The 26,310-nt window shown below is 34.6% G+C and carries 20 protein-coding genes and 1 other annotated feature; of the genes, 6 read left to right on the top strand and 14 right to left on the bottom strand.

Annotated features, from left to right (window positions below; genetic code table 11):
• Positions 1-265: 265 nt before the first annotated feature.
• Positions 266-1,072, top strand: coding sequence for a histidinol-phosphatase HisJ (hisJ, locus tag MHH96_RS23220; RefSeq protein ID WP_047942138.1), 807 nt, complete (start codon positions 266-268; stop codon positions 1,070-1,072).
• On the opposite strand, the gene refZ is transcribed toward hisJ, so the two are convergent.
• The gene (gene refZ, locus MHH96_RS23225; RefSeq protein WP_047941832.1) at positions 1,055-1,681 is read right to left on the bottom strand and encodes a forespore capture DNA-binding protein RefZ; all 627 of its coding nucleotides are present in this window, start codon (positions 1,679-1,681) and stop codon (positions 1,055-1,057) included. The two genes, hisJ and refZ, sit on opposite strands and share 18 nt — an antisense overlap.
• Before the next feature lie 226 nt (positions 1,682-1,907).
• Between refZ and MHH96_RS23230 the strand changes: the two genes are divergently transcribed.
• Positions 1,908-2,390 (top strand): GAF domain-containing protein, encoded by a 483-nt coding sequence (locus MHH96_RS23230; protein WP_047941831.1) that lies wholly within the window; start codon positions 1,908-1,910, stop codon positions 2,388-2,390.
• A gap of 85 nt (positions 2,391-2,475) precedes the next feature.
• Here the strand turns inward: MHH96_RS23230 and MHH96_RS23235 are convergent, their stop codons facing one another.
• Positions 2,476-4,350: a sensor domain-containing diguanylate cyclase gene (locus MHH96_RS23235; RefSeq protein WP_047941830.1), complete on the bottom strand. Its 1,875-nt coding sequence runs from the start codon at positions 4,348-4,350 to the stop codon at positions 2,476-2,478.
• A gap of 716 nt (positions 4,351-5,066) precedes the next feature.
• On the opposite strand from MHH96_RS23235, the gene rpsD reads away from it, so the two are divergent.
• A complete protein-coding gene (rpsD, locus tag MHH96_RS23240) occupies positions 5,067-5,669 on the top strand; it encodes a 30S ribosomal protein S4 (protein ID WP_047941829.1) in 603 nt (200 codons plus the stop codon).
• A 68-nt stretch (positions 5,670-5,737) separates the two neighbouring features.
• On the opposite strand, the gene MHH96_RS23245 is transcribed toward rpsD, so the two are convergent.
• Positions 5,738-6,460, bottom strand: coding sequence for a hypothetical protein (locus tag MHH96_RS23245; RefSeq protein ID WP_141232337.1), 723 nt, complete (start codon positions 6,458-6,460; stop codon positions 5,738-5,740).
• 322 nt (positions 6,461-6,782) lie between these two features.
• Entirely contained in the window at positions 6,783-8,039 is a 1,257-nt protein-coding gene (gene tyrS, locus MHH96_RS23250) for a tyrosine--tRNA ligase (protein WP_047944488.1), read from the bottom strand.
• Between the two features lie 85 nt (positions 8,040-8,124).
• Positions 8,125-8,349 (bottom strand) — a binding site (T-box leader).
• A 147-nt stretch (positions 8,350-8,496) separates the two neighbouring features.
• Between tyrS and MHH96_RS23255 the strand changes: the two genes are divergently transcribed.
• Positions 8,497-11,439 carry a transglycosylase domain-containing protein gene (locus MHH96_RS23255; RefSeq protein WP_047944489.1) on the top strand — a complete coding sequence of 981 codons (2,943 nt, stop codon included), beginning with the start codon at positions 8,497-8,499 and terminating at the stop codon, positions 11,437-11,439.
• A 410-nt stretch (positions 11,440-11,849) separates the two neighbouring features.
• On the opposite strand, the gene ccpA is transcribed toward MHH96_RS23255, so the two are convergent.
• Positions 11,850-12,848, bottom strand: a complete 999-nt coding sequence (gene ccpA, locus MHH96_RS23260; protein ID WP_047944490.1) for a catabolite control protein A — start codon at positions 12,846-12,848, stop codon at positions 11,850-11,852.
• A 358-nt stretch (positions 12,849-13,206) separates the two neighbouring features.
• Positions 13,207-14,283, bottom strand: a complete 1,077-nt coding sequence (locus MHH96_RS23265) for a bifunctional 3-deoxy-7-phosphoheptulonate synthase/chorismate mutase (RefSeq protein ID WP_047944526.1) — start codon at positions 14,281-14,283, stop codon at positions 13,207-13,209.
• A gap of 272 nt (positions 14,284-14,555) precedes the next feature.
• On the opposite strand from MHH96_RS23265, the gene pilM reads away from it, so the two are divergent.
• Positions 14,556-16,730 carry a cell division protein FtsA gene (gene pilM / locus MHH96_RS23270; protein WP_047944491.1) on the top strand — a complete coding sequence of 725 codons (2,175 nt, stop codon included), beginning with the start codon at positions 14,556-14,558 and terminating at the stop codon, positions 16,728-16,730.
• A gap of 61 nt (positions 16,731-16,791) precedes the next feature.
• On the opposite strand, the gene ytxJ is transcribed toward pilM, so the two are convergent.
• The 3 genes from ytxJ to MHH96_RS23285 form a co-directional block, all read right to left on the bottom strand.
• On the bottom strand, positions 16,792-17,124 hold the full coding sequence (gene ytxJ / locus MHH96_RS23275; RefSeq protein WP_047944492.1) for a bacillithiol system redox-active protein YtxJ: 333 nt from the start codon (positions 17,122-17,124) through the stop codon (positions 16,792-16,794).
• A 166-nt stretch (positions 17,125-17,290) separates the two neighbouring features.
• On the bottom strand, positions 17,291-17,758 hold the full coding sequence (locus tag MHH96_RS23280) for a YtxH domain-containing protein (RefSeq protein ID WP_047944493.1): 468 nt from the start codon (positions 17,756-17,758) through the stop codon (positions 17,291-17,293).
• A 14-nt stretch (positions 17,759-17,772) separates the two neighbouring features.
• The gene (locus MHH96_RS23285) at positions 17,773-18,216 is read right to left on the bottom strand and encodes a DUF948 domain-containing protein (protein WP_047944494.1); all 444 of its coding nucleotides are present in this window, start codon (positions 18,214-18,216) and stop codon (positions 17,773-17,775) included.
• 237 nt (positions 18,217-18,453) lie between these two features.
• Between MHH96_RS23285 and MHH96_RS23290 the strand changes: the two genes are divergently transcribed.
• Positions 18,454-19,569 (top strand): aminopeptidase, encoded by a 1,116-nt coding sequence (locus MHH96_RS23290; protein ID WP_047944495.1) that lies wholly within the window; start codon positions 18,454-18,456, stop codon positions 19,567-19,569.
• Between the two features lie 110 nt (positions 19,570-19,679).
• Here MHH96_RS23290 and MHH96_RS25695 read toward each other — a convergent pair whose 3' ends face one another.
• The 5 genes from MHH96_RS25695 to MHH96_RS23310 form a co-directional block, all read right to left on the bottom strand.
• Complete coding sequence (locus MHH96_RS25695; RefSeq protein ID WP_082138437.1) at positions 19,680-19,820, bottom strand: transposase; 141 nt, start codon at positions 19,818-19,820, stop codon at positions 19,680-19,682.
• A gap of 338 nt (positions 19,821-20,158) precedes the next feature.
• Complete coding sequence (gene murC, locus MHH96_RS23295; RefSeq protein WP_047944496.1) at positions 20,159-21,457, bottom strand: UDP-N-acetylmuramate--L-alanine ligase; 1,299 nt, start codon at positions 21,455-21,457, stop codon at positions 20,159-20,161.
• Between the two features lie 257 nt (positions 21,458-21,714).
• A complete protein-coding gene (locus MHH96_RS23300; protein ID WP_047944497.1) occupies positions 21,715-24,465 on the bottom strand; it encodes a DNA translocase FtsK in 2,751 nt (916 codons plus the stop codon).
• A 394-nt stretch (positions 24,466-24,859) separates the two neighbouring features.
• Positions 24,860-25,663 carry a DUF1444 domain-containing protein gene (locus MHH96_RS23305; RefSeq protein WP_047944527.1) on the bottom strand — a complete coding sequence of 268 codons (804 nt, stop codon included), beginning with the start codon at positions 25,661-25,663 and terminating at the stop codon, positions 24,860-24,862.
• A 317-nt stretch (positions 25,664-25,980) separates the two neighbouring features.
• A complete protein-coding gene (locus MHH96_RS23310; protein ID WP_047944498.1) occupies positions 25,981-26,295 on the bottom strand; it encodes a thioredoxin family protein in 315 nt (104 codons plus the stop codon).
• Between the last annotated feature and the right edge of the window lie 15 nt (positions 26,296-26,310).

Consider the following 26,310-nt stretch of genomic DNA (forward strand, 5'->3'; position numbering starts at 1 on the left):
GATAACAAAATAAGAAAAAAAATTAAGAGATGTCTCCCTATAAGCAAGTAAAATTCTTTGTATTTATGATAACATGTAAACGACAATTTTTGACTATTATTTTACGTTTTTTTCATAATTTTGTATTCTTTTTTCAAAGTTCGATAGTTATCTTAATTATATAAGGATTAATTCAAAAAAACACGCAGGAAAACTTCTTTATTTACCTTGCTGTTAAATTAAGTATATATTGAATATAGAAGGAATAGAAAGGATGGTAATTACGTTGAAGAAGGACGGACATATTCATACACCATTTTGCCCCCATGGAACGAAGGATTCTCTTAGACAATACGTTGAACAAGCAATTATGCTCGGTTTTACGGAAATGACTTTTACAGAGCATGCGCCATTACCAAAAGGTTTTATCGATACCACACCAACACAGGATAGTAGTATAACGCTGGAAGCACTGCCATTCTACTTAAAGGAAGTTCAGCATATCAAGAAAGAATATGAAGAAAGAATAAAGATCAATATAGGACTCGAGATTGATTATATAGAAGGATTCGAACTAGAAATAAAAGATTTTCTAGCTGAATGGGGACATTTTTTGGACGACAGTATCCTAAGTGTTCACTTTTTGAAAGATCCATTATCTAATCGCTATGATTGTGTGGATTATAGTCCTGAGTATTTTGGACATATGGTGAAACAGTATGGAGGAGTTTCAAGACTATATGACTGCTACTATCAAACACTTCTTAAATCGATTAAAGCAGATCTAGGCCCAGCCAAGCCAAAACGACTAGGCCATATCACCCTTATACATAAATTCCAGCAGCTTTATCCCCAGGAGCAGAACTTTCAAACCATTATTTTCACCATTTTAGATGAAGTGAAAAGCCATGGATATGAACTGGATTATAATGGGGCAGGCGTAAATAAGCCATATTGCAAAGAACCATATCCTCCTAAGTGGATTGTCAAGGAAGCGATAAACCGTCAAATCCCTTTAGTATATGGATCTGATGCTCATCAGGCAAAAGATTTAGGGCAAGGCTGGGACGTTATGTTATGGAATAATCAATAATTCTTTTTCGTTCAAACAAACAACATCGCGAATCCATCGGTGGATCTCTTCTATATACTTTCTTTTAAAGTAGTCCTCATTTAGAAAAATATGAAGAACCTCGGTCACATAATAAGAGTGTATAAAGGGCATCGAGAGTAGTCCTTTTAATTGAATGATACTATAAGAAATAGATTGTTTTCTAAATTCTTTGCTCTCGATCCCCTTTTCAAGGATTTGCGTAAAAATATATCTTTCTTTCACATAATAGGTGGACATTATTTCTCTTACAACTTGGGAATCGATGGATACCTCTCGTAAAACAAATCTTGTCAGCTGTGGATTTTTACATTGATAGGAAATAATGCAATCCACCATTTTTTTTAATTTCTCTGTTGGACTATCAGACTGAAGAAATACTTCTTCAAGCAGTTCTAAATACGTTTCAAAAAAGTTCATATAGCAATACTCTAATAATCCTTGTTTCCCATTGAAATAATACGATATATTGGCAATATTTACATTTGCTAATCCAGCAATATCACGTATAGAAGTACCATGATAGCCTTTTTGATTAAATAAAGAAATGGCTGCTTCTACAATGGCATCCCTTGTTGAAATTTCTTTCATCTAGTCTACCTCTTTTCTGTTGCGAATCATTAAAAAGTATGGTTGAATAATAAAAACTTCTATATAATTGAGAAAGACTGTTTTTATGAAGACAATCGTTTTCTATTTAATTACAATTTCTTTATCAGCGGAAAGAATCCTTTAAAAACCTTCCGACAAAGTGCTGGATTCTTCTGTATTTATCGTCAAAAAAACACATTTAAAACGAGAAAGATTGGTGATATACATGTTTAGTGTCGAAACATATAATGGTAACCGTGAACAACAGTATCAATTAGTTGAAAAGCAATTACGTGCTTTATTAGAGGGAGAACATAATGCTATTGCGAATCTTTCTAATGCATCCGCATTATTGAATCAATTTTTGCAAAACATCAATTGGGTGGGTTTTTATCTAGTGGAAGAAAATGAACTAGTTCTTGGACCATTCCAAGGATTACCTGCTTGTGTTCGAATTCCATTTGGGAGAGGGGTTTGTGGTACAGCCGCTCACAATAAAGAAACAGTAAGAGTTGAAGATGTCCATCAATTCCCTGGCCATATTGCGTGTGATGCCGCTTCTCAATCCGAAATTGTAATCCCATTAGTAAAAGAAGATGGCACATTAATTGGAGTGCTTGATATCGATTCCCCAGAAAAGAATCGATTTGATGAATTGGATCAAAAATACTTAGAATTATTCGCTTCTACTTTAGTTAAGTATTTATAATAATAGGAATAATTTTGTTATTGTCAGCTTGCAAAAAAGGTGTTTTATCTTTCCTCTGGAGAAAGGTAAAACACCCTTTTATTCTCTAAATAAGAAGAGTATTTTGAATGATAACCTTATCTTTTCCTGTTTCTTTTGCCGTATACAAGGCTTTATCAGCACGCTTAAAAAGAGTATGATACGTATCATTACTTTGTTTATTCCAATAAGCAACCCCGCATGAAATGGTTACTGCTGGTTTAGAATTTCTCCTTACCTTTTTTACTAATCTTTCTGCAATAGTTACACCTAAAGAGAGAGGAACTCTAGGGAGGTAAATAGCTAATTCCTCTCCCCCCCATCTAGAGCCAATATCAGAACTTCGAATATTATCTTTTATAATATTCGCTACCTGAATAATAATATCATCGCCAATTTGATGACCATATGTGTCATTTATCAATTTAAAATCATCAATATCGATTAAAATAAACGTTCCTTCTTTATCTTCCAGTAAAGACATTTGGATTTTTTCATCCAAATAATTTCTTGAATATAATTTTGTTAAATGATCTGTAACAACCATTTTTTCTAATTCTTCTCTTAACAAAGAATTGGTTAAGGCAAGGGTAGAATGATGAATCAATGATTGTAATAGTTTAAATGTATCAAAAGAAAAATGATAGGCAGAAGGATGCATGACAATCGCAACCCCCTTTAATACACCTGTCTGCATCATTGGCACAGCCATAATGGATTTATATCGTGCTCCCTCAAGCTGCATACTAAAATCTCCTAGAAACAGAGAATCTTTCTCGATCTGAATTTTTTCTTTAACATATTTAATATATTGCTGTGATTCTTGATTAAAAAAGAAAGAGGAGCTCCCGGACAGCACTTTTGTAGAATTGTTTTCAAGTGAAAATAAGATAAATCCTACTTCTTTTGCATCAAAACTAGCAGATATTCTTTCACAAATATAGTTCATCATTTCATTTAAACGTAAATTGGAATTTAATTGATGAGAAGCCTCATTAATTAGTTGCAAATCAGTAACTAATTTTTTAGATTGTTGATATAACTGAGCATTTTCCAAAGCCCCTCCTGCTGTATTAGCTAATAAAGAAATAAATTCCACTTCGTTTTTCGGAAAGGAGATTGCATTCGGAACAATAATTTGCAAAACGCCATATACACCTTGTTTTCCTTTCAAAGGTGCATAGATAACCGAACTTTTTTCCCTTTTCAAGTTTTCGAATTGTAATTCAGCTGTAACATAAGCCTCCATTGCAGCCATATTTTCGCCATTGTATTCTAAGTCCTTAACTGGTAAATCTGTTGGACTATTGTTATCATGGGAAAGCAAAAGAAAATAATGATAGAATGGGTAAACTTCCTTTAAAGTGAAGATAACTTCTCTTAATACGTCTTCCATCATCATGGATGAATGAAACTTCTCCGTCACTTTAAATAACTGCTTGTATTTCTTTTTTTCTTTCATTGTATCCACAATATTCTGCATGTTTGTAAAAAAGATTCCAACTTCTTTACCTGCCATATCAAACAAAAGACTCTCTCCATGGGGGTCATCCAATAGTTCCTTCTTCATTTTAATTGCTAAAATATAATCAACTTGTTCTTTTTCCTTGTTCTTAAGTGCTAACAACATATAATCATGTACCGAATCATCTTTTATAGAAGTTCGAGAGAATTTATATTCACATAGAAAAGATATGTCTTCATTCAGATAAACAGCCTGCTCCTTAGAATTCTTTATTACAGTTGAAGACACAATCGTCCAATTCGCATTCCATTCTTCGATAGAATATAAAGTTACTTCAACGGCACCAAGTACTTCTTGGATTGCTTCAAGTGCTGCTTGCATGATGATGCCGATGTTTTCATTTATCACTTTCATACTATATAAATCAAAAAAACGACTTTTTAACATTATTATTTTTTGGTGGCCAAGGAAGTCCATGTATTTATCACCTAATTCACCTAACTATTCTTTCTTTGATTATTTATTCCTATTTTTAGCTAGACAAAATAAACCAATATATTCCATCTCGTCGTAAATAAATTCCATCCATTTTAGTTATTCAATAATAAATATAGTTTTGGAATTCAATCGTAAACAAATTTCTGAGAAACAAACCACATAATTAAAAACAGGGAAATAATTTCTTTGAGGACGTAAACTAATAATGCTAAAAACAAAAACAGTTCTAATTACTTATAATATATACCTATTCAAACAGGAGGAATATTACTCATAAAAGCCTTCAAAGCATTACAACACAATAGGCTTTTCATGAAAATATGTATATGAACAAGTGATTTCTGGGAAATATCACCTAAATGTATAAATCTAGTTAAATTATACTAATTATATCATATTGGCAATAAATAGGTAGAAAAAAATATAAGTGATATTCTAAAATTTTTCCTGATAGTAACCTATCAGCAAATACTACTTGACTTTTCACCTATAAAAAACATATAATATTCTTTGTGTAAAATAGCGCAGCATATGTAAACACTTTTTGTCTTATTTTGTTCCTCAAATATTAATTTGATGGTGTATTGGGTAACCCTTGGCTGCTAGGGCGAAGGTACAGGAAGACAAAATAATCAAAAAGAAATGTTACATCTGTTTTTATTTTACCAAATAAAAACATGAAGGAGGAGTCAATTATGGCTCGTTATACAGGTCCAAGCTGGAAACTTTCTCGTCGTCTTGGTATTTCTTTAAGTGGAACAGGTAAGGAGTTAGATAAACGCCCTTACGCTCCAGGACAACACGGTCCAAACCAACGTAAAAAATTATCAGAATACGGTTTACAATTACAAGAAAAACAAAAACTTCGTCACATGTATGGTGTGAACGAACGTCAGTTCCGTAATCTTTTTGATATCGCAGGTAAAATGGCTGGTAAGCATGGTGAAAACTTCATGATCTTATTAGAAACTCGCCTAGATAACGTTGTTTACCGTTTAGGTTTAGCTCGTACTCGTCGTCAAGCACGTCAATTAGTTAACCATGGTCATATCTTAGTAGATGGCAAACGTCTTGATATCCCATCATACCGCGTTAAGGCTGGTCAAACTATCACTTTACGTGAAAAATCTCGCAACCTTGAAGTTGTTAAAGAAGCAGTAGAAGTAAATAACTTCGTACCTGATTTCTTAACTTTTGATGCAGATAAATTAGAAGGTACATTCACTCGTTTACCAGAACGTTCTGAATTACCAGCTGAAATTAACGAAGCTCTTATCGTTGAGTTCTATTCTCGTTAATAGAATTGCTAAAAAAAGTCCCTTTTTCCTTTTGGAAACAGGGCTTTTTTTATGATATATTTCTTTTTCTAGTCACAATTGTTTTTTCCTCCCAAAGGAAAAAGTAGTTCTCCCCAATTAGTCTTCTCTTTCAATTTTGGTCTTTTCACTAAAATATTGTTTATATATAATCCCTCTTCATAAAAAAATGTCGCTACTTGCACTTGGTGAAAAAAAGGAAAGAATAAATCTTTTATTCTCATTTCTATATCCCTTGAATATTTAATATTCGGCAGGCTAATTTGAATAACAGTCTTTTCTCTTTTTTGTTGATATACAAGCCAATATTCATGGACAACCTGGTTTATTATTTGCTGAAATCCCCATTTTTCCTTCTTCTTTTCTTCCCTGCTAGTAAGACTTATTTTATCACCTAATATCTCTTGATTCTTAAATAGTTCTATTATACCGTCTTTTTGGAAATCCACACTCCATTCGGGGGAAACAAGATCTCCTGTTAGAATTGTCGGAAAGCAGTCCATTCGATCTTCTACTTTTGTTTGTTGATTTAAATAATCTATTATCGCCATATAGGATGACCGACTATCACATTGATTCACTTGCATGAGGATTTGTTCATATATATCCTGGCGTAAATTAATTAAAGTAACAACATTATTTTTCCACTTCACTTTATCAAAAAGCATTTGAAATTCCGGAATCACATAGCTGCTCTCAAAACGACTTAAAGGGTATTGAAAAGCGATGGAATAATGATCCTTTTCATAATACTTCATCATAAACATTCGCATTACAACATACTCTAAAAAAGGAGACGGTACATTTAAGACTTCACTGTTTAGTTTCATCGATTACACAGGAAAAGTAAGTCTATTACATCTTCCCGTTTCTCCCTCCTTCAACAATTGTTTATTTTAAGTATAAAACAATTTATTGGATAAACAGATTAGAAATGGAAAAAAATATATCTTTTTCACATTTTAGACAATATATTGTAACAAAATGTTGCCATTAAAAATGCAGGATAATGAAAAATAATTCCTCATTTCATTAAACACCATTATTTCTTTTCCAAAAAACCATCCTAAAAGTTACCTTTTAGGATGGTTGCCATTAAAACTTAATTAAATAATATTTTTTCTTGCCTCGTCGAATCACGGTAAACTGTCCTTCAATTCGATCTTCTTCTGTAAGTGCATAATCTAGTTCCTGTTTGCGCTCTCCATTAATATAGACAGCACCATTTGTTATATCTTCGCGCGCTTGTCTTTTTGAGGATACAATACCAGCAGCCACTAGTATATCAACAAGCAGAGCTTCTCCTTCTGTATGTTCATATGTTGGCACATCTTTAAAGCCTTGTTTGATTTCTTCTGCCGTTAAATTTTTTATGTCTCCACTAAAAAGCGCTGCCGTTATTTTTTGTGCCTGTTCTAGTGCAGCTTCTCCATGAATTAATTTCGTCATCTCTTCCGCTAATGTTTTTTGTGCTTTGCGGAGATGAGCCTCTTCTTGCACAGATTTTTCTAATTCCTCAATTTCCTCTTTAGAAAGGAAAGTAAAGAATTTTAGATACTTAATCACATCAGCATCTGCTGTGTTAATCCAAAATTGATAAAATTCATAAGGAGTGGTTTTTTCAGGATCTAACCAAATAGCACCACTTTCCGTTTTACCAAACTTTGTACCATCTGCCTTTGTCACAAGCGGAATGGTTAAACCAAACGCCTTAGCCCCTTCTGACATGTTCTTTCTAATTAATTCTAATCCTGTGGTAATATTTCCCCATTGGTCGCTTCCGCCAATTTGCAATTTACAATCATGATGTTCATATAAATGTAAAAAGTCTAATGCTTGTAAAATTGTATACGTGAATTCAGTAAAGGAAATTCCTGTTTCTAAACGATTAGCAATGGTATCTTTTGCTAACATATAATTTATTCCAATGTGTTTTCCATAATCACGTAAGAATGTAACAATATCCATTTTCCCTGCCCAATCATAGTTATTGACCATAATTGCAGCATTTGTTCCCTCAAAATCAAAGATTCTTTCCAATTGTCCTTGCAAGCATTTCACATTATAGCCAATAACATCTAATGTTTGCAGCTTTCTTTCTTCGCTTTTTCCACTCGGATCCCCAATTAAACCTGTTGCGCCACCTACTAATACAATAGGACGATGTCCTGCGTTTTGAAAACGTCTTAACGTTAAAAACGGTAATAGATGTCCAATATGCATGCTATCAGCAGTAGGGTCTACTCCACAGTATAAACTAGTCATTTCTTTTTCTAATTGTTCTTTCAAGCCTGCTTCATCTGTCTGTTGGTAAGTAATACCTCTCCATTGAAGATCTTCTAGTAAATTCATGTATATTCCTCCATTTTAAAGTAAAATATCCTTGTCCTATTTTTCGTTATTGATTAAATAACACAAAAAGTCCCTGCATCTAATATGCAGGGACGCCAAATCAGCGCGGTACCACCCATAACTTGAGAAAATAGATTCTCCACTTCATTAGAATAACGGTCCACGCCGTTCACTGCTACTAATTTAAAATAACTTTCCCAGTGAAAGCTCCAGGAGGTAATTCATTCTTTTATTTATGCCATTTTGCACCGACCAATGGCTCTCTGTTTATAGTGATAAAAGAACTACTTCTTCCCTTCAAAGCAATAACGAATCAATATATAGTTAGTTTATTTTTATCACATAAAAGCTGTTAATGTCAAACAATTATTCGAAGAAACAGGAAAAATATCGAACTCTGTCTATATTCCCCTCTCCTTTATGCTATAATGTATGTGATTTTAGGGGGAATGATACCATGAACGAAAGGCCGAAGTGGAAAAATGCTTTAAACCATTTTAAAAACTTCTTCACCAATAAACGAACACTGAAAGGAGCCCGTTTAACTTATGAAGTAACATGGAATGTGACTTTGCTCTTTATCATCATTACTGTGGTAGGGGGTGCATTTGGGCTCGGAATTGGTGCAGGATACTTTGCATCACTTGTTAAGGATGAGCCAATCCGTCCTTACACAACTATGCAGAAAGATATTTATAATTACGAAGAAACTTCAGAGCTATTCTTTGCTAACAATGAGTATTTAGGAAAAGTGCCTACAGACCTTGAGAGGGAGGAAGTAAAAATTAAAGATGTTTCTCCCTATTTAAAAGATGCTGTTATCGCTACTGAAGATGAAAATTTCTACACTCATAACGGAGTAGTTCCAAAAGCAATCTTCCGTGCATTATTTCAAGAAGTAGCTAACTCTTCTACGCAATCTGGTGGAAGTACGTTAACACAACAGTTAATAAAGAATCAAATTTTAACTAACGAAGTCTCTTTTGAACGAAAAGCAAAAGAAATTCTCCTAGCACTGAGGCTAGAGAAATTCTTTGAGAAGGATGAAATATTAGAAGCTTACTTAAATGTTTCAACCTTAGGAAGAAATTCATCTGGCAGAAACATTGCAGGTGTACAGTCTGCAGCAAATGGTATATTTGGTGTAGATGCAAAGGATTTAACTTTGCCTCAAGCTGCATTTATCGCAGGGCTTCCACAAAGTCCATTTGGTTACACTCCTTTTACACAAGAAGGAAAATTAAAAAAGAATTTAGAACCAGGTTTAAATCGAATGAAAACAGTTTTAAACCGAATGTATGACCAAAAGAAAATCTCTAAACAAGAATATGATACTGCCATGAAGTACGACATAACAAAGGATTTTATCGGACCGCAAAAAAATCCAATTGAAGATTATCCGGCGGTAATGATTGAAATCCAACAAAGAAGCATAGAAATTATTGCCGAATTGTTAGCAAAAGAAGATGGATATACAAAAGAAGACTTACAAGAAGACGATGTATTAGCAGAACAATATACTACACTTGCTGACCGTCAAATCCACCAAAATGGATACAAAATTCATAGTACTATTAATAAGAAAATCTATGATATTCAACAAAAGACAGTCAAAAACTTCTCTCTTTTTGGACCAGATAAAAAACAACAAGTGATTGATCCAGAAACAAAAGAAAAAGTTACTATTATGGAACCTGTAGAAACTGGAGCCATTCTAATTGAAAACAAAACGGGGGCTATCATAAGCTTTGTTGGAGGGCGTGATTATAATCGAGAAGCAACAAATCATGCCACACGCAGTGTCAGACCAAATGGTTCAACCATGAAACCACTTTTAGTTTATGGTCCAGCAATTGAACTGGGAACATTATCGCCTGGAAGTGTTTTACCAGACGTTCCATTAAGATTAAATCCTAGTAAACCAGGGAGTATTTGGCCAAACAACTATGACTCGCGATTTCATGGTTTAGTAACAGCAAGATATGCACTACAGCAATCATACAATGTTCCAGCAGTAAAAGCATATATTGATATATTGCCACAGAAACCAATTAAATTCTTAGAAAAAATGGGCGTTTCGTCATTAACTCCTGCTGACGCTTCAAACAGGGCTACTGCTATCGGCGGACTGGAGGATGGTATTACTGTTGAAGAAAATACCAATGCCTTTTCTACCTTTGCTAATAGTGGGAAATTTATCGATGCTTATATGATTGACAAGATTGAAGATAAAGATGGCAATGTTATTTATCAGCATGATGTAAAACCTGTCGATGTATTTAGCCCACAAACCGCATACTTAACATTAGACATGATGAGAGATGTGATGAATCGCGGAACAGCCGCTGCCGTAAACAGCCGCCTAAAATTTAATTCTGACTGGGCAGGTAAGACCGGAACAGCCCAAAACTTTACAGATTCTTGGTTAGTTGCGACAAATCCAAATGTAACTTTTGGAGTTTGGACAGGTTATGATACACCAAAATCTTTAGAAACATCTGGTTTATCATACAGTAAACGTAATAACTACTTGTGGGCAGATTTACTAAATGCTGCATATGACGTTGCACCTGATCTTGTAGCCCCGTCCAAAAGCTTCAAGATGCCTGGTGGAATCGTAAGACAATCTGTATGTTCTATTTCTGGACTACTGCCTTCTGAAGGGTGCTCAAAAGCCGGATTAGTGACAACTGATTTATTCAAGTCAGGAACGGTTCCATCTAAGAGGGACGACAGTTTAGTTGCAGGTAAATATGTAAAAATCGGTGATAAGAAATACATGGCTTTAGATTCTACTCCAAGTGAATTCGCTGAACCAGGATTAATGCTAAATCCAGACTATATCGAAAAGCTATTTGGTATTCGTATCAGCGATCCAAGTATTCTGAGCGAGAACAATCAAAAGCTTAAAAATCTTATCATTCCAAGCAATAAAATTGAAGAGAATGGGAAGACTCCTAGTCCACTAAAAATCAATCTTAAAGGTGACACTATTACATGGAGCAAGCATAGCGAAAAAGATGTAATTGGTTACCGGGTCTATAAAAATGGCAAAAAAGTAAAGAGTTTAAAAACAGCAAATACGTTAAGCTTTAAAGGTGGTAATGGAAAATATATCGTTAAAGCAGTTGATATTGCTGGTAAAGAATCAAAGGCATCAAATGAAGTGGTAATTGGCAATTCGCAAGAAAAACAAAAGGATCAATCTAAACAGGAAAATCAAGAAAAACAAAAGGATCAATCTAAACAGGAAAATCAAGAAAAAAAGACGAGCACTAAAGAGCAAACAGCGAACAAGCCAAATAATGACAAACCCAAAGACGACAAGCCAACAGAAAATAACCAGCAAAACAATAAAGAACAAACAGAAAAGCCTGATAAAAAGACAGAAAATAATTAACTCCAATAAGGTTAGAACATAAGTATTTCAATCAAATATAACCTCAAACAATTATACGTACACACTAAAAAGTATTTGTATAATTGTTTGAGGTTTTTATTTATTTTAAGAAAGAAGGTTTGTGGTAATACCCCGCAGACTAAAATACATTTCGCTATCCATAAGATGAGCGCTAAGCCTCCTTGCTTCGTTAGTTCCTGCGGGAAGCCAGAACAAGCTTTAGCCTCCACACGCTAAAGCTTGTTCCCCGGCGCATCGAGTGTCTGTAATAGAATGACTTGGTTTCGCCACTAAATTCTTTATCCATTAAATATTTTATTCCAGCCACTTTCCTCGTTTCCTTTTTTTCTTCAACAAAAAAGACCAAAACTGGATGTACAATCCAGTTTTGGTCTTTTCCGTATCTGAACTTATTTTGTAGATTTTCGAGATTCTATACGGTGTGGAAGTGTAACAATATGATCTTCTACTGTTTCTTTATTCATATATTTAGTAAGCAATCTCATAGCCACAGCACCGATATCATACAATGGTTGTACAACAGTTGTTAGTTGCGGGCGAACCATTAATGTTAATTTTGTATTATCAGAGGTAACAATTTCAAAATCCTCAGGAACTTTATAGCCTTTGTCTTCTGCTCCATGAATGACACCTAGCGCCATTTCATCTGAGCCAACAAAGATTGCCGTTGGTTTATTATCACCTTCGATTAATTTATCGAAAGCTTCCATACCAGATTCATAGCTATAATCTCCTTCAACAACTAAAGACTCATTAAATTCGATTCCAGCTGCTTCTAATGCCTTTTTATAACCGCCTAATTTCTCATTTTTGTTGATTGGTTCTTCTAAGGATCCAAGGACAATTCCAATAGACTTATGGCCCTTTTCAACAAAGCTAGTTACTACATCATACGTAGCTTGCGCATAATCAATGTTAACAGAAGAAATCTTTTTGCTTTCTTCGATACTAGCCGCAAGCACAATTGGTACAGGAGACTTTTCAAATTCAGTAACATGTTCCTCAGTTATATTGCCACCCATAAATACAATACCATCCACTTGTTTGCCTAACATGGTATTTAATAAGTGCAGCTCTTTATCTTTATTTTGATCAGAGTTACTTAAAATAATATTATATTTATACATTGTAGCAATATCCTCAATTCCTCTTGCTAATTCCGCAAAGAATGTGCTTGAGATATCAGGGATAATTACTCCAACTGTAGTGGTTTTCTTACTTGCTAGCCCTCTTGCTACAGCATTTGGACGATATCCTAATCGATCAATAACTTCTAATACCTTTTTTCTTGTTGTTGGCTTAACGTTTGGATTTCCATTAACAACACGGGAAACGGTTGCCATAGAAACACTAGCTTCTCTTGCGACATCATATATTGTGATATTCATTGTGATTTTTGCACTCCTTTTAGTCGAACTATTTCTTTCTATTATTTTATGGCAAGAAGCTACTTTCTTAATCATAAAAGATTCCCAATTTAGCTAATCTTGTCTAATTATGTACTAATGATACGATATAGCAGGAAAACCCGCAATGACAAGCTTTCATTTTTTTTCAAAAAAAACGACTTTTTTTCGCTTTTTTAGCAAAAAAAATTTTTTATTAAACATTCTTCCATTCAGTTTACCATAAAATGATGAAAAATATAAATGAATTTGTCATACTATCAAATTCTTATTAAAAAAAGTATTTCTATAAAAAAACTCGTAAGTGTTTCTAAACACTTACGAGGCATTTATCATATTTTTATGCATTTACATATGGTGTAGCTTGTAACGCACGGTAAAATTCATCGAATTGCTCAATATCCATTTGCTGTGCTGAATCAGATAATGCGACAGCAGGATCTGGATGAACTTCTGCCATTACTCCATCTGCCCCAATTGCTAAAGCTGCTTTCGCACAAGGTAATAATAAATCCTTTCTTCCAGTTGAATGTGTTACATCAACAAAGACAGGAAGATGTGTTTCTTGTTTTAAAATTGGAACAGCAGAAATATCCAATGTGTTTCTTGTTGCCCGTTCATACGTACGAATACCACGTTCACAGAGGATAATCTGATCGTTTCCTTGTGACATTATATATTCTGCGGCATTGATAAATTCTTCAATGGTTGCCGCTAAACCACGTTTTAATAGAATCGGTTTTTTTACACTTCCTGCAGCTTTTAACAGCTCAAAGTTCTGCATATTACGAGCACCAATTTGAATAACATCAATATAATCTAACGCCGTTTCAATGTGTTCCGTACTAACAATTTCACTAATTACTGCTAAATCGTATTCATCTGCCACTCTTTTTAAGATTTTCAAGCCTTCTACACCAAGTCCTTGGAAATCATATGGAGATGTTCTTGGCTTAAACGCGCCACCACGAAGAAGCTTTAACCCTTTAGCTTGTACGGACGCTGCCACTTGAGCAACTTGTTCATATGATTCTACTGAGCATGGCCCAAACACAAATTTAGGTGTACCGTCACCAATTTTTGTTCCTTTTATATCAACAATAGTATCCTCTGCTTTTTTCTTACGAGATACTAATAACGCTTTACTGTCATCTTCTTGTTGTAATTGTAAGCCCATTTTGAAAATTTGCTTAAACAAATGTGAAATTGTCCCATTATCAAATGGTCCATCATTTTTATTTAAAATATGATCGAGCATTTTTCTCTCGCGAACAGGATCATATCGATGTGCACCGTGGGTAACTTTTGTTTGGGCTATTTTTTGCACAAGGCTTGCCCGCTCATTAATTTTTTCTAAAATTTCTAAATTTAATTCATCCACTCGATTACGTAATTCTTCTAATTCCTTATTACTCACAATCATCTCATCCCTTCATTAAAAGCACAAATCCATGTAATTTCCTTTACACTATTTGCTTAGATTCTTTATACAAATGCAAAAATATGTTACATTTCTCTTAATTGGGTTAATTATAAATCATATTTATCCCATTGTCACTAATTTTATTTAATGCTTAAACGCTTTTAAGTGTTAAAGCGTTAATTTTTGTTAAGAAGTTAGATAATTGTTTCCTATAATCTATTTTATTTTTTTATAAACAATCTTTAAATAAAAAGAAGGTGTTTTCTATGCAAAAACATGAAAAACTATTTGCATTAGATATTGGTACTCGATCAGTTGTCGGAATTATCTTGGAAAAAAAAGAGGAAAGTTATCATGTAGCTGATTTATTATCCATCGAACATACAGAAAGAGCTATGTTAGATGGTCAAATACATGATGTGTTAGCTGTTTCCAAAATTATCAAAGAAATAAAAGATCAGTTAGAAATCAAACATGGACCTTTAGAAAAAGTGAGTGTCGCGGCTGCTGGAAGAGCCTTAAAAACAGAACGGGCTTCTTATGAAATGAATATAGAAAGAAAGCCGCTCATTACAAAAGAAGATATTTTACATATGGAGTTAACAGCTGTACAGCAGGCACAAAGCTCTGTCGCAGAAAAAAACGAGCGAGATAAAAGCCAATTTTATTATTGTGTGGGCTATTCCGTACTTCAATACTCTTTAGATGATCAAGCTATGGGTAGCTTAATTGATCAGCAAGGATCAATAGCGAAGGTAGAAATTATCGCAACTTTTTTGCCTAAAGTAGTTGTTGAATCATTAATCGCTGCCTTGCATCGAGCAAATTTAGAAATGCAGGCATTGACGTTAGAGCCAATTGCTGCCATTAATGTCCTAATTCCTCCATCTATGAGAAGATTAAATGTAGCTTTAGTAGACATTGGAGCAGGAACATCAGATATAGCCATAACCGATACGGGGACCGTTATTGCCTACGGGATGGTACCTGTCGCTGGAGATGAAATAACAGAAGCAATCAGCGATGCATATTTATTAGACTTTCCATTAGCCGAACAAGCCAAAAGAGAATTATCTCAAAAAGATCAGATTTCTATTTCTGATATTCTTGGCTTTACAACGGAATTACATAAGGAAGAAGTAATTAAGGAAATTGAACCTGCTTTAGATAAATTAGCAGATACGATTTGCCGGGAGATTCTTTTACTAAACAATCATAAATCGCCTAAAGCTGTAATGCTTGTTGGTGGCGGAAGCCAAACGCCAGCTTTACAACAAAAAATGGCAGAAATGCTTAATCTGCCTTCTAACCGGGTTGCCATCAGAGGCATTGATGCAATTACTCATCTTACCTTTGAGGAAAATTTCCATTTAGGGCCGGAGCTTGTTACACCTGTTGGAATTGCTATCGCTGCTGAAAAATCACCAGTCCAATATAAAACGGTTTATATAAATGAGCAGCCAGTAAGACTATTTGAAGTAAATAAATTGACCGTCGGGGATTGTATTTTAGCCTCTGGCATTCGAATGAACCAATTATACGGAAAGCCAGGTAATGCAATGATTGTTACACTCAATAATCAAAAAATTACCATACCCGGAAGTCATGGTGAGGGACCCACTATTTTTAGAAAAGATGTCCCATGCTCTTTAGAAGATACAGTAGAAGATGGCGAAACATTAACGGTTTATCGTGGGAAAGATGGAGAACAAGCCAAAGTTCAAATAAAGGACTTACTAGATGCGGAACCTGACAAAGAAATAAAGATCAATAATAAAAGCTACACGCTTCATACCAAAATTCTTTGCAATGGGAACCCTGTTTCTGCTGAACATCCGATTGCTGACAAAGATATTATTGAATACCGAGCAGACACTACTATTCAAGAAGCTCTTGAGTCGCTTCATTTAACGAATTTAATGGAGGAGTTAAGACCTTTCCATCTGTTGATTAACGGTAAAGAGACGATCCTTCCTGCTTTCTCTGGGAAGATTGTAAAAAATGGACTTCCTTGCCGATTAAACCAATTGCTTAGTCACAAAGATGAAGTTATCCTGGAAAAAAGAAAAACACCAACTGTTCAAGAATTAGCCGAAAGAAAACAAATTTTAATGTATCAAGTGCTTCCAGTTTATTTTAATGACAAAAAGATTACACTTACAAAGCAGCTAGCACAAATACAAAGAAGAGGACAAATCCTCCAAATGGAAGATCTTTTATTCAGCGGGGATGATATTCGTATAGAACAGAAACCATTTGAAGGCTTTTTATTTCAGGACTTATTTGCATTTGTTGATATCAATATGCCACAAAGCGGCGGAGGAACTTTTCAACTATTGCGTAATGGTGAACAAGCTACATTCTTAACCCCTATAGAAAAAGGGGATAAATTATCGATTGTTTGGCCAGCTAAAACGAAAAGCTCTTCTATAAATAATTAATATTTTACATAAAAAAGGAATTCAGAATATACTCCTTCTGAATTCCTTTTTTATCGAATGTTTATAACTTATTTTCTTCACTAACTTGTTGTAAAGAAGCTGCGGTAATCTGCCCGTGAGATGCATGCCAAACAATATTATTATGAACAAAAAGCAATGCTTGTGGTGATTCATGTCTTACTTCATATTTTTCAGCAATATAATTAGATACATCTCTTGCATCTTGCACAGTTAAATAATAAGTATCAACAGCATTATTTTTCCCTTCATATTGCTTATATTCATCGAAAGCACTTGCACTAATTGGACATGTTACACTATGTTTAACCAGCCAAAAAGCATCTTTATTCTGAACTAACTCTTCGAACTTTTCGATAGTTTCTATTTTTTCCATTCTTAAAAAATCATCCTTTATCTATTTATTTATCATAAACATATAAAAAACAGTCTATATACCGTTTCCTTCTTGCATTGTTCTAAAAGACTTGGCTCTCATTGAACGCAGAAAGCAATGTGTATATAGACTGGATACTTTATCTCACTTTTATACAAAATAATGATTAATGGTTATACTTACTTTCTGTTTCATCAAATGCACGTTTGGTTTCTTCTAACTTTTGCTGAATTTCATCAAACTCAGCGTTTTTTAAGCTTGAACTTAAATCAGATGCTTCTTCTTTCAGCTCATCAAAACGGGCTGACATATTCTCTTGCCCTTTTGTATTTTTTACTTTATCCATAATTTCAGCAGACGTTTTAGTAACAGTATTACTAATTTTGCCTGTTTTGTCTTTAGCAATAGAAATAAACTCTGATCCTTTTTCTTTTACCGTATCAGTTAACTCAATTCCTTTTTCCTTGAGCATGCCAGCTTGTCCGTTTAAATCATGAAGCAGTTCTCTTCCAGGCTTTGGTGCAAGAAATAAAGCAGTTGCCGCACCGACAACCCCACCTACTATAGCACCTAATAGAAAATCCTTTGAACTTGAGCTTTCATTTGCATGGATTATTTCTTGTTCTCGCTTCATCGTAACATCCTCCTTTAATTACTTCTTACTCGTGTTCGGCTTTGTTCAGCCTTCTTAGCTCTCCATTGATCTCTAATATTCATAAACACCTTGCTATATTGAACAATTTGAGCTATTTTATCTTGATTTTTTACAAGGGTGTTTTCCACATTATTTGTAATCGCTTGAACCGATTGATTAAACCCTTGTACACTCGTACCAACATCTTTTACTGCATCAACCACAGAATTTAAACTTTCAGATTTCTGTTGAATATCTGCAGCTAAATCATTCGTTTTTTGCAATAAAATAGTTGTTTCTCTTGTGACACCATCCAGTTGCCTTTCTAACCCGACAAGTGTTTTAGAAACACTATCCAGTGTAGTATGTAATGACTTCAATGTTCTCGCAACATAAATGACAAGAATCGTAAACGCAATAGCTATTAAAGCTACACTTAAGTATAAAAGATTTACCATATTTATCGCACCTCCACTTTATTGGTCTTTTCCCAGATTCGCGTTTGCTAAAACCTTAGTTTTATTATAATTGGAAAAACTTTCAGAAACAAATGATTCTTTAGCAAGAGTAAACCTACATTCGAAGCAAGTAATTTCTTCTCCCTATTTTTCTATTTGAGTTTTTTTATTTAAGGAAAAAATATTTTCGGGTACAATAAGAGAGTTATCACATTTTTTTAAATTTTGGAGGTACATATGAAGGATCCACGAATTGATCAACTAGCAAAAAATTTAATTAATTATTCCATTCGCTTACAAAAAGGCGAAAAAGTTCTTATTGAAAACTTTGGACTTCAAAAGGAACTTGTAAAAGCGCTTGTGCGTGAAGCATATGCAGCTGGTGGTTATCCTTTTGTTTCACTGAAAGATAATGATATTAATCGCTCCTTGCTTTTAGGCGCTCAAACAGAACAATATGAAATGATGGCCCAATTCGAAGCAAATGTCATGAGTAATATGGACGCGTACATTGGGCTTCGAGCTGGTGATAACATTAATGAGCTTGCAGACGTTCCTGCAGAACAAATGAAAATTGAAGGTGCAACCATTGGCAAAAAGGTACATAGAGAAATTCGTGTACCAAACACAAAATGGGTAGTTCTTCGTTATCCAAGCCCATCCATGGCCCAGCTTGCGAGAATGAGCACCGATGCATTTGAAGATTTTTATTTCAACGTGTGTAACCTAGATTATGGAAAAATGGATAAAGCAATGGATAATCTAGTAGAATTAATGAATCGCACGGACAAAGTTCGCTTAACTGGTCCTGGCACTGACCTAACTTTCTCTATTAAAGATATTCCGGCAATCAAATGCTCTGGTCAAATGAATATTCCTGACGGCGAGGTTTATACTGCACCTGTACGTGATTCTATTAATGGTGTACTAACCTATAATACACCTTCGCCTTATCAAGGATTCACTTTTGAAAATGTCAGCCTGAAGTTTGAAAACGGAAAAATTGTCGAAGCAACATCTAATGACTCCGAAAGATTAAATAAAATTTTAGATACAGATGAAGGTGCTCGTTATATTGGCGAATTCGCTATTGGAGTAAATCCGTATATTCTACATCCAATGCAAGATATCTTATTCGATGAAAAAATCGATGGAAGTTTCCACTTTACACCGGGTCAAGCCTATGATGATGCTTATAACGGCAATGATTCCAATATCCACTGGGATATGGTAAATATTCAACGCCCTGATTATGGTGGTGGGGAAATCTACTTTGATGATGTACTCATAAGAAAAGATGGTAAATTTGTTATTCCAGAATTAGAAGTATTAAATCCAGAAAATTTAAAGTAAACTAGAAAAAGGAGATCAGAATATTTTCATTCTGATCTCCTTTTTCAATTTATGATTTGTTTTGATCTATTCTTTATGCTCTTCTCAAGCTGTTACCAGACTCATCCAAGTCAGTTGGCCATTTTCTTTAAGTTCACGGATCCACAAGTAAACAAGGTCTGCATAGATAATTTTTTATGTCCCTTTAAAGGTGTCCATCGTATGCCATGCTTTTCTTTTGCATCAGGAACAAGTTGATCTAAAGCAATCATTTCTAATTGGTCTCTTTGAATAACTGTTTGGAAAGCATAATTTCACCTCTAAAAAATATCTATCTACATTTTAAAACCAAGAGCAGTTAAAATTCTAGACTAACATGATGAAACCAGGTTGATCGGAGCCGAAGGGGCGAGACTCCTATGGGAGATACGAGAAAGTCCGAGCGTATGCAACAAAGCGGCTCGGCACTCATGGATAGCGAACCCCTGTAGCGGAAGTCAACATCCCTATTAGAAGGAGTCACAAAAAAAGACCATAGACAAAACCTCAAATTTAAAAGAGTTTGTCTACAGTCTGAAGGAATCTGAATGTAAATTCTGATCCCTTTTTATTACCCTAATGTTTTTTCATAAGCACTTTGATATTTTTGAATATCTCCTGCACCCATAAACAAGATTACACTATTATCATGTTTTTTCAGAGAAGAAACTGTCTCTTCTGAAATAATTTTGCTTCCAGGTACCTTATCAGCTAAATCTGTAATACTTAGCTTTCCGTGATTCTCACGTGCAGAACCAAATATATCACATAGATAAGTAGAATCAGCTAAATTTAAGCTATCTGCAAATTCTTGAAGAAATGCTTGAGTACGAGAGAATGTATGTGGCTGGAATACAGCAACAATTTCTCTATCAGGATACTTTTGACGAGCAGCCTCCACCGTTGCTTTTATTTCGGTCGGATGGTGAGCATAATCATCGATAATAACCTGTGTACCAATTGTCTTTTCTGTAAATCTTCGTTTTACTCCTTCAAATGTCATTAAGCGTTCTTTAACGATTTCTGCATCTAGTTCCTCATAATGACTAAGCGTAATAACAGCTAAAGCATTTAAGATATTATGGTCCCCAAATGTCGGAATGGAGAAGGTGTTGTAATACGTATTACGTACATAAACTTCAAAAGTTGTACCTTCAGTTGTTTTTTCCACATTCCTCGCTTGGAAATCATTCTCATCTCCAAAACCATAAAATACAACTGGCACTTTTGCTTGAATCTTTTGTAAATGTTCGTCATCCCCGCAAGCAAAAATTCCTTTTTTAACTTGCCATGCCATCTCTTGAAAGGCAGAAAAAACATCTTCCACATTGGCAAAATAATCTGGATGATCAAAATCAATATTGGTCATCAATGCATAATCAGGGAAATAGGATAAGAAATGTCTGCGATATTCACATGCTTCAAAAGCAAAATATTCTGCTCCAGTTACCCCTTTCCCCGTACCATCACCAATTAAATATGCTGTAGGCTTTGCCCCCTTCATTACATGGGAAAGCAAACCAGTTGTAGATGTCTTTCCATGTGCTCCAGTTACAGCTATACTTGTAAATTGCTTCATAAAATCTCCAAGGAAACGATGGTATCGAATCACTGGAAGACCCAGCTTTACTGCTTCTTCTACTTCCTCATGTGTATCCGGAAATGCATTTCCTACAATAACATTCATTCCTGGTTGAACATTTTCACGTTGAAAAGGAAGAATTTTTATTCCAGCTTGTTCTAAAGCAATCTGAGTGAAAAATCTTTTATCCACATCAGAGCCTTGTACCTCAAAACCCATATCATGTAAAATTTGTGCTAACGCACTCATACCCGACCCTTTTATACCTACGAAGTGGTAAATAGTCATATAAAGAACCTCCAACTACGCATATCTTTTAACAGTATATGATATCCTCATTCAATTTGCTCATTGCATTTATGTATGCAACTTTGTTCACTTTATTTTTCTCATTCCATTAATTATTCATGTTTCTACAATACATTAACTTTTTTTTCCTTTTTTTATTTCACATTTATACATTATACCATCTTTCATGATGAAAAACTACGGAACAATATAATTCCAATCTATGGAAGCATTTTACGAAGTAATCCTTTCTCCGATTATTCGTTTTCCTGTAATAACAGCAATTCACTTTCTGTTATTAATACGTCTCTAGGCTTTGTTCCTCTAGCTTCTGATATAAATCCCTGCTTTTCCATCATATCAATTAATCTCGCTGCTCGATTATATCCTATTTTGAATTTCCTTTGCAGACTAGATGTAGACGCTCCACCCTGTTCAATAATAAATTCACAAGCTTCGTAAAATAATTCATCTTCTTCTTCAGACATTTGAACTTTTTTTAACAGGTCTTCTTGTTCAAATAAATATTCTGGTTTTCTTTCTTTCCTAACATGTGCCACTACCTGATCAATTTCTTCATCTGATACAAATGTACCTTGCAATCGAACGGGCTTTGATGTTCCATTTTCTAAAAATAGCATATCCCCTTTACCCAAAAGCTTCTCGGCACCACTAATATCGATGACGGTACGTGAATCAATTTGAGAGGAAACAGAAAACGCAATTCGTGTTGGAACATTTGCCTTAATTAATCCTGTAATAACATCAACTGATGGTCTTTGTGTAGCAATTAATAGGTGAATCCCGCACGCCCTTGCCTTTTGAGCTATTCTACTAATCGCTTCTTCTACATCCGCAGGTGCCATCATCATTAAATCTGCTAACTCATCAATTACGATCACTAAATATGGCAATTTCTCACTATACCTTTTATGCTCTTCTGCTAATTGATTATATTTTGTAATATCTCTAACACCAGCATGTGCTAATAGCTCATATCTTCTTTCCATCTCTTCGACAGCCCATTTTAGTGCAGCAGTTGCCGTCTTTACATCTGTAATAACAGGACTTGCTAAATGGGGAACATAATTATATGGAGCTAATTCAACCATTTTAGGATCTACTAATAAGAGCTTCAATTCCTCTGGTTTTGCTTTGTATAGTAAGCTCACAAGCATTGTATTAATACACACACTTTTTCCAGATCCAGTCGCTCCAGCTATTAATCCATGTGGCATTTTGCGTAAATCTGTAACGATTGGTTTTCCTGAAATATCCAATCCCATTGCTACCGTTAAGGGAGAGGCTGAACTTTTAAATTCTTCACTTTCCAAAATCTCTCTTATAAGTACAGGTCGACTTTTTTGGTTTGGGACTTCAATTCCTACTGTATGCTTTCCAGGAATTGGCGCCTCAATTCTGATATCTTTTGCAGCCAAACTTAATTTTAAGTCATCAGAAAGATTGGTAATTTTGCTAACCTTAACTCCTGGTTCTGGTTGTACCTCATAACGTGTTACAGAAGGTCCTTGTGTAACATTTACCACCTTTGCATGAACATTGAAATTGGTAAATGTATCGTTTAAGAGCATAGTCTGCTCTTCAATCCAACCATCCTTTTCTATTTGCAAAATGGGTGGATTCAATAAATTTTCTTCGGGAAAAACGTAATAAGGTAAGTCATTTTGTTCCTCATCTTCTTTTTCTATCATAGAGGGAACTACTACTTCTGCCTGCGACTGTGGCTTTGGCTCCTCACATATTTTTTTCTCGACTTGTTGATTTGCCAATCGTTTTCTGTCTTTATTCAGCATCAACACATTAAAAGGTAAAGGACCTTTACGAGAAATTGTCTTCTTCTCCTCTATTTTCGCCTGGGAGGCTTCTTCCTTTTTTTCTACTACTAATTCTTCATCATTTTCCTGATAAACTTCTTCTACTACTTCCGCTTCTTCAAACTTTAACAATGATTGATTATTATCAAGTTCTTGGTCTTCTATTAAACTTTCTACCTGCTCATTTACTTCCTTTTCTGCTTCCCTGGCAAAAACGCTTAGAGAAGCAACATTCTCTATCTCTAATGCACTATCAGCTCTAGAAGTTATTTCTTCAGCGAAATATTCCTCAGCTTTTATAGAAAAAGATGTATCTTGCTCCATTATCCTGTCCACTGTTACCGTTTCTTGCGCAACAGCTGTCTCAGCTTTATGCAGTTCAACTGTCTCCACATGAATTTCGCCATGTTGTTGTCCAGCTTCTTGCGTTTCTGCTGACTCTATGTTACGTTCCGCTTCTTGAAGTTCTGCTACTTCCACATTCTTTTCCGCTTCTTGTAGTTCAGATGATTCTACATTTCTTTCCTCTTCTTGCGGTTCTGCTGCTTCTACATTCCTCTCTGCTTTTTGTGATTCAGCTATCTCCACATTCTGTCGAACTTCTTGTGATTCAACCACCTCATCATTCATTCCAGCGAATGTTAGTAGTTCTTCATTGCCTCTTGTTTTGTTCTGTTCTTTCTGGTTAATCCTCGCTTCTTTCGAAATTTCAACTTTTTTTTCTATTATTGGTCGTGATTCCGTAGTCCTTATCGCTTTCCTTTCTGGACGGTTATATCCATATATCGGAGAAACAACTTCTGTAGGTTTGAAAGGACGATTAGTACTATATGTATTCGATACTTTTTCTTCCTTCTGATCGCTTTTCGTCTGTTCTGCATATGGTCGTTTAAATGGTTGATCGTTTTCACGTCTATTCTCTTGGAAGGCTTGCCTAGGTTCCCTTCTTTTCCTTCTATCCATCTCTTTCTTATCATCTATCTCTTCATCAGGAATTAGTGGAAAGCGAAAGTTCCCTTTCGGATATTGATAAATAATCTTTGAATCTATCTCTTTCTTCCATGCCGTAGACTCCATTTTCGGTTGCTGTTCTGCTTCAACCGATTCTTCAACTTGGTTCAGCTCCTCTTCTTCACTAGCAAACTGTTTAAATACTTTTTTGAACCAATTCACACGTAATCACTCTTTCTTTCCAATCTCATTACTATTTTAACAGTTATGTTCAGAATTTCGAGCACTATTTTTTAACAACTCTCCCTTTCCCTCTTTAGCAGAAGGTTAAACAAAGATAAATTCCCTCTTTGTTTTTTTAAATTGCCAACGCTCCAACAACTCTGGTTCTATAACTAGATACATTTATATATAGCAATTAAAAAAGAGACACTTTTTGAAAGTTTGTATATCCTAATTGCCTCTTTCATTAAGTCTCTCTTTTTTTCAGGTTAAAACAGGGAACTTATAGAAACATTCTAGCTTTTCAATCTACATAATTGTTATTTTAGTATAAAAATATTTCAATTAGATGTCATTCAAAAGTAAATTATAAATCGATTTGATTACATTGTCCCTATTCTTTTCCTCTTTTTTTATTTTTACCTAAAATAAATATAGGCTCTAATTCGCCACCCTCATACAGGAAAGATAGTGCTGTAATTGGAACTCTTCCGCTCGCAAAGAAACTCATCGTCATTTGAGCGAGGATATCGTATCCTGTTTCATTCCGAATATCACCTATAATAAGTACATCTTGATGAGGAACAGCTACCGTCATTGTGCCTTCACACTGATCATACATATCCTTTAAAAAGGCATCATTTAATATTCGACTTGCATCATAGCCATCATTGCTGTTTATAAAATAAAAAACATTACCAGCAACACTATCTGCTTTTACATTTGTGGATAAAGATCTTACATTAAAAAGAGCCATTTCCTTAATCGAAGCGGAAGACCAATTTTCTTTTTCCATCAATCTCTCATCAATAAGACGATAGGTATTCCCCATATCCAAAGCATAATATACTCTGGTTTCTGCCGTATGCTCTTCTGTTATAAAGGGAATTTCCTCATTTGATTGTTGAGGAAAAGAAGTAGAACGAATCACAGGAAATATTTTTTTCTCTTTTCCTTCTATTTCTTCATCTTTTTCAATTGCTCCTAAGCCATGTTCAATATAATAAACAATCTCATCGACTGCTTTTTCTTTTTTTGTTTCCCATTTTGCAATTATTTCAGGCAAGGAAACGGTAACTCCCTTTCCCGTTGCTTTACTTTCTATACGTACTTGATCTTTTTTACTATCAAATGTAAAAGTTCGATCCTCGTTACTTATTCGCTGCATGAGCATATCCTTCATTTTTTTACTTGTCATTTTCATTCTTGTTTCACTTCCGTCCTCTTCAATTTCTTCCTATTTATTATACTCTAAATGAATCGATAATCATCTTTTTAATAGGCAGTTTTTCTTGTAATCAATGGAAAAAGGTTATCTCCACTTAAAATATAGCAGGGAACTACGTCCCTTTCCAAGCTACATTTTATATAGGAGACAACCTTCTATAAGATAAACGTTTATTTTTACATATTACAGCAAAATAAAGAAAAAAATTCTCTACTGACTAAATAAGCCTTGACTATCCTTACTTGTGTTGAGAATAGGATAAATCATTCTATCGCCTATTGTTTTCTCTATAAAGATTCAATGAACTTTTCAATTTCTTCCTGTGTTTTTCGATCCTTGCTTACAAATCTGCCAAGTTCTTTCCCGCCCTCAAAAGCGATAAAGCTTGGAATACCAAATACATCTAGTTCTATACAAGTATCAATAAATTTATCGCGATCAACATGTATAAATGTATATTGATCAAATTTCGCTTCTACTTCTGACATAAATGGTTCGATAAATCGACAGTCTCCACACCATTCTGCTGAAAAAAGAAATATATGTTTCTCTGGACTATTTTTAAGCTCTGCAAATTCGTCTGCTGATTGTAAATGTTTCAATGTAAATGCCCCCTT

This window comes from Niallia sp. FSL K6-0212 (assembly GCF_038007605.1).
GTDB lineage: Bacteria > Bacillota > Bacilli > Bacillales > Cytobacillaceae > Niallia > Niallia circulans.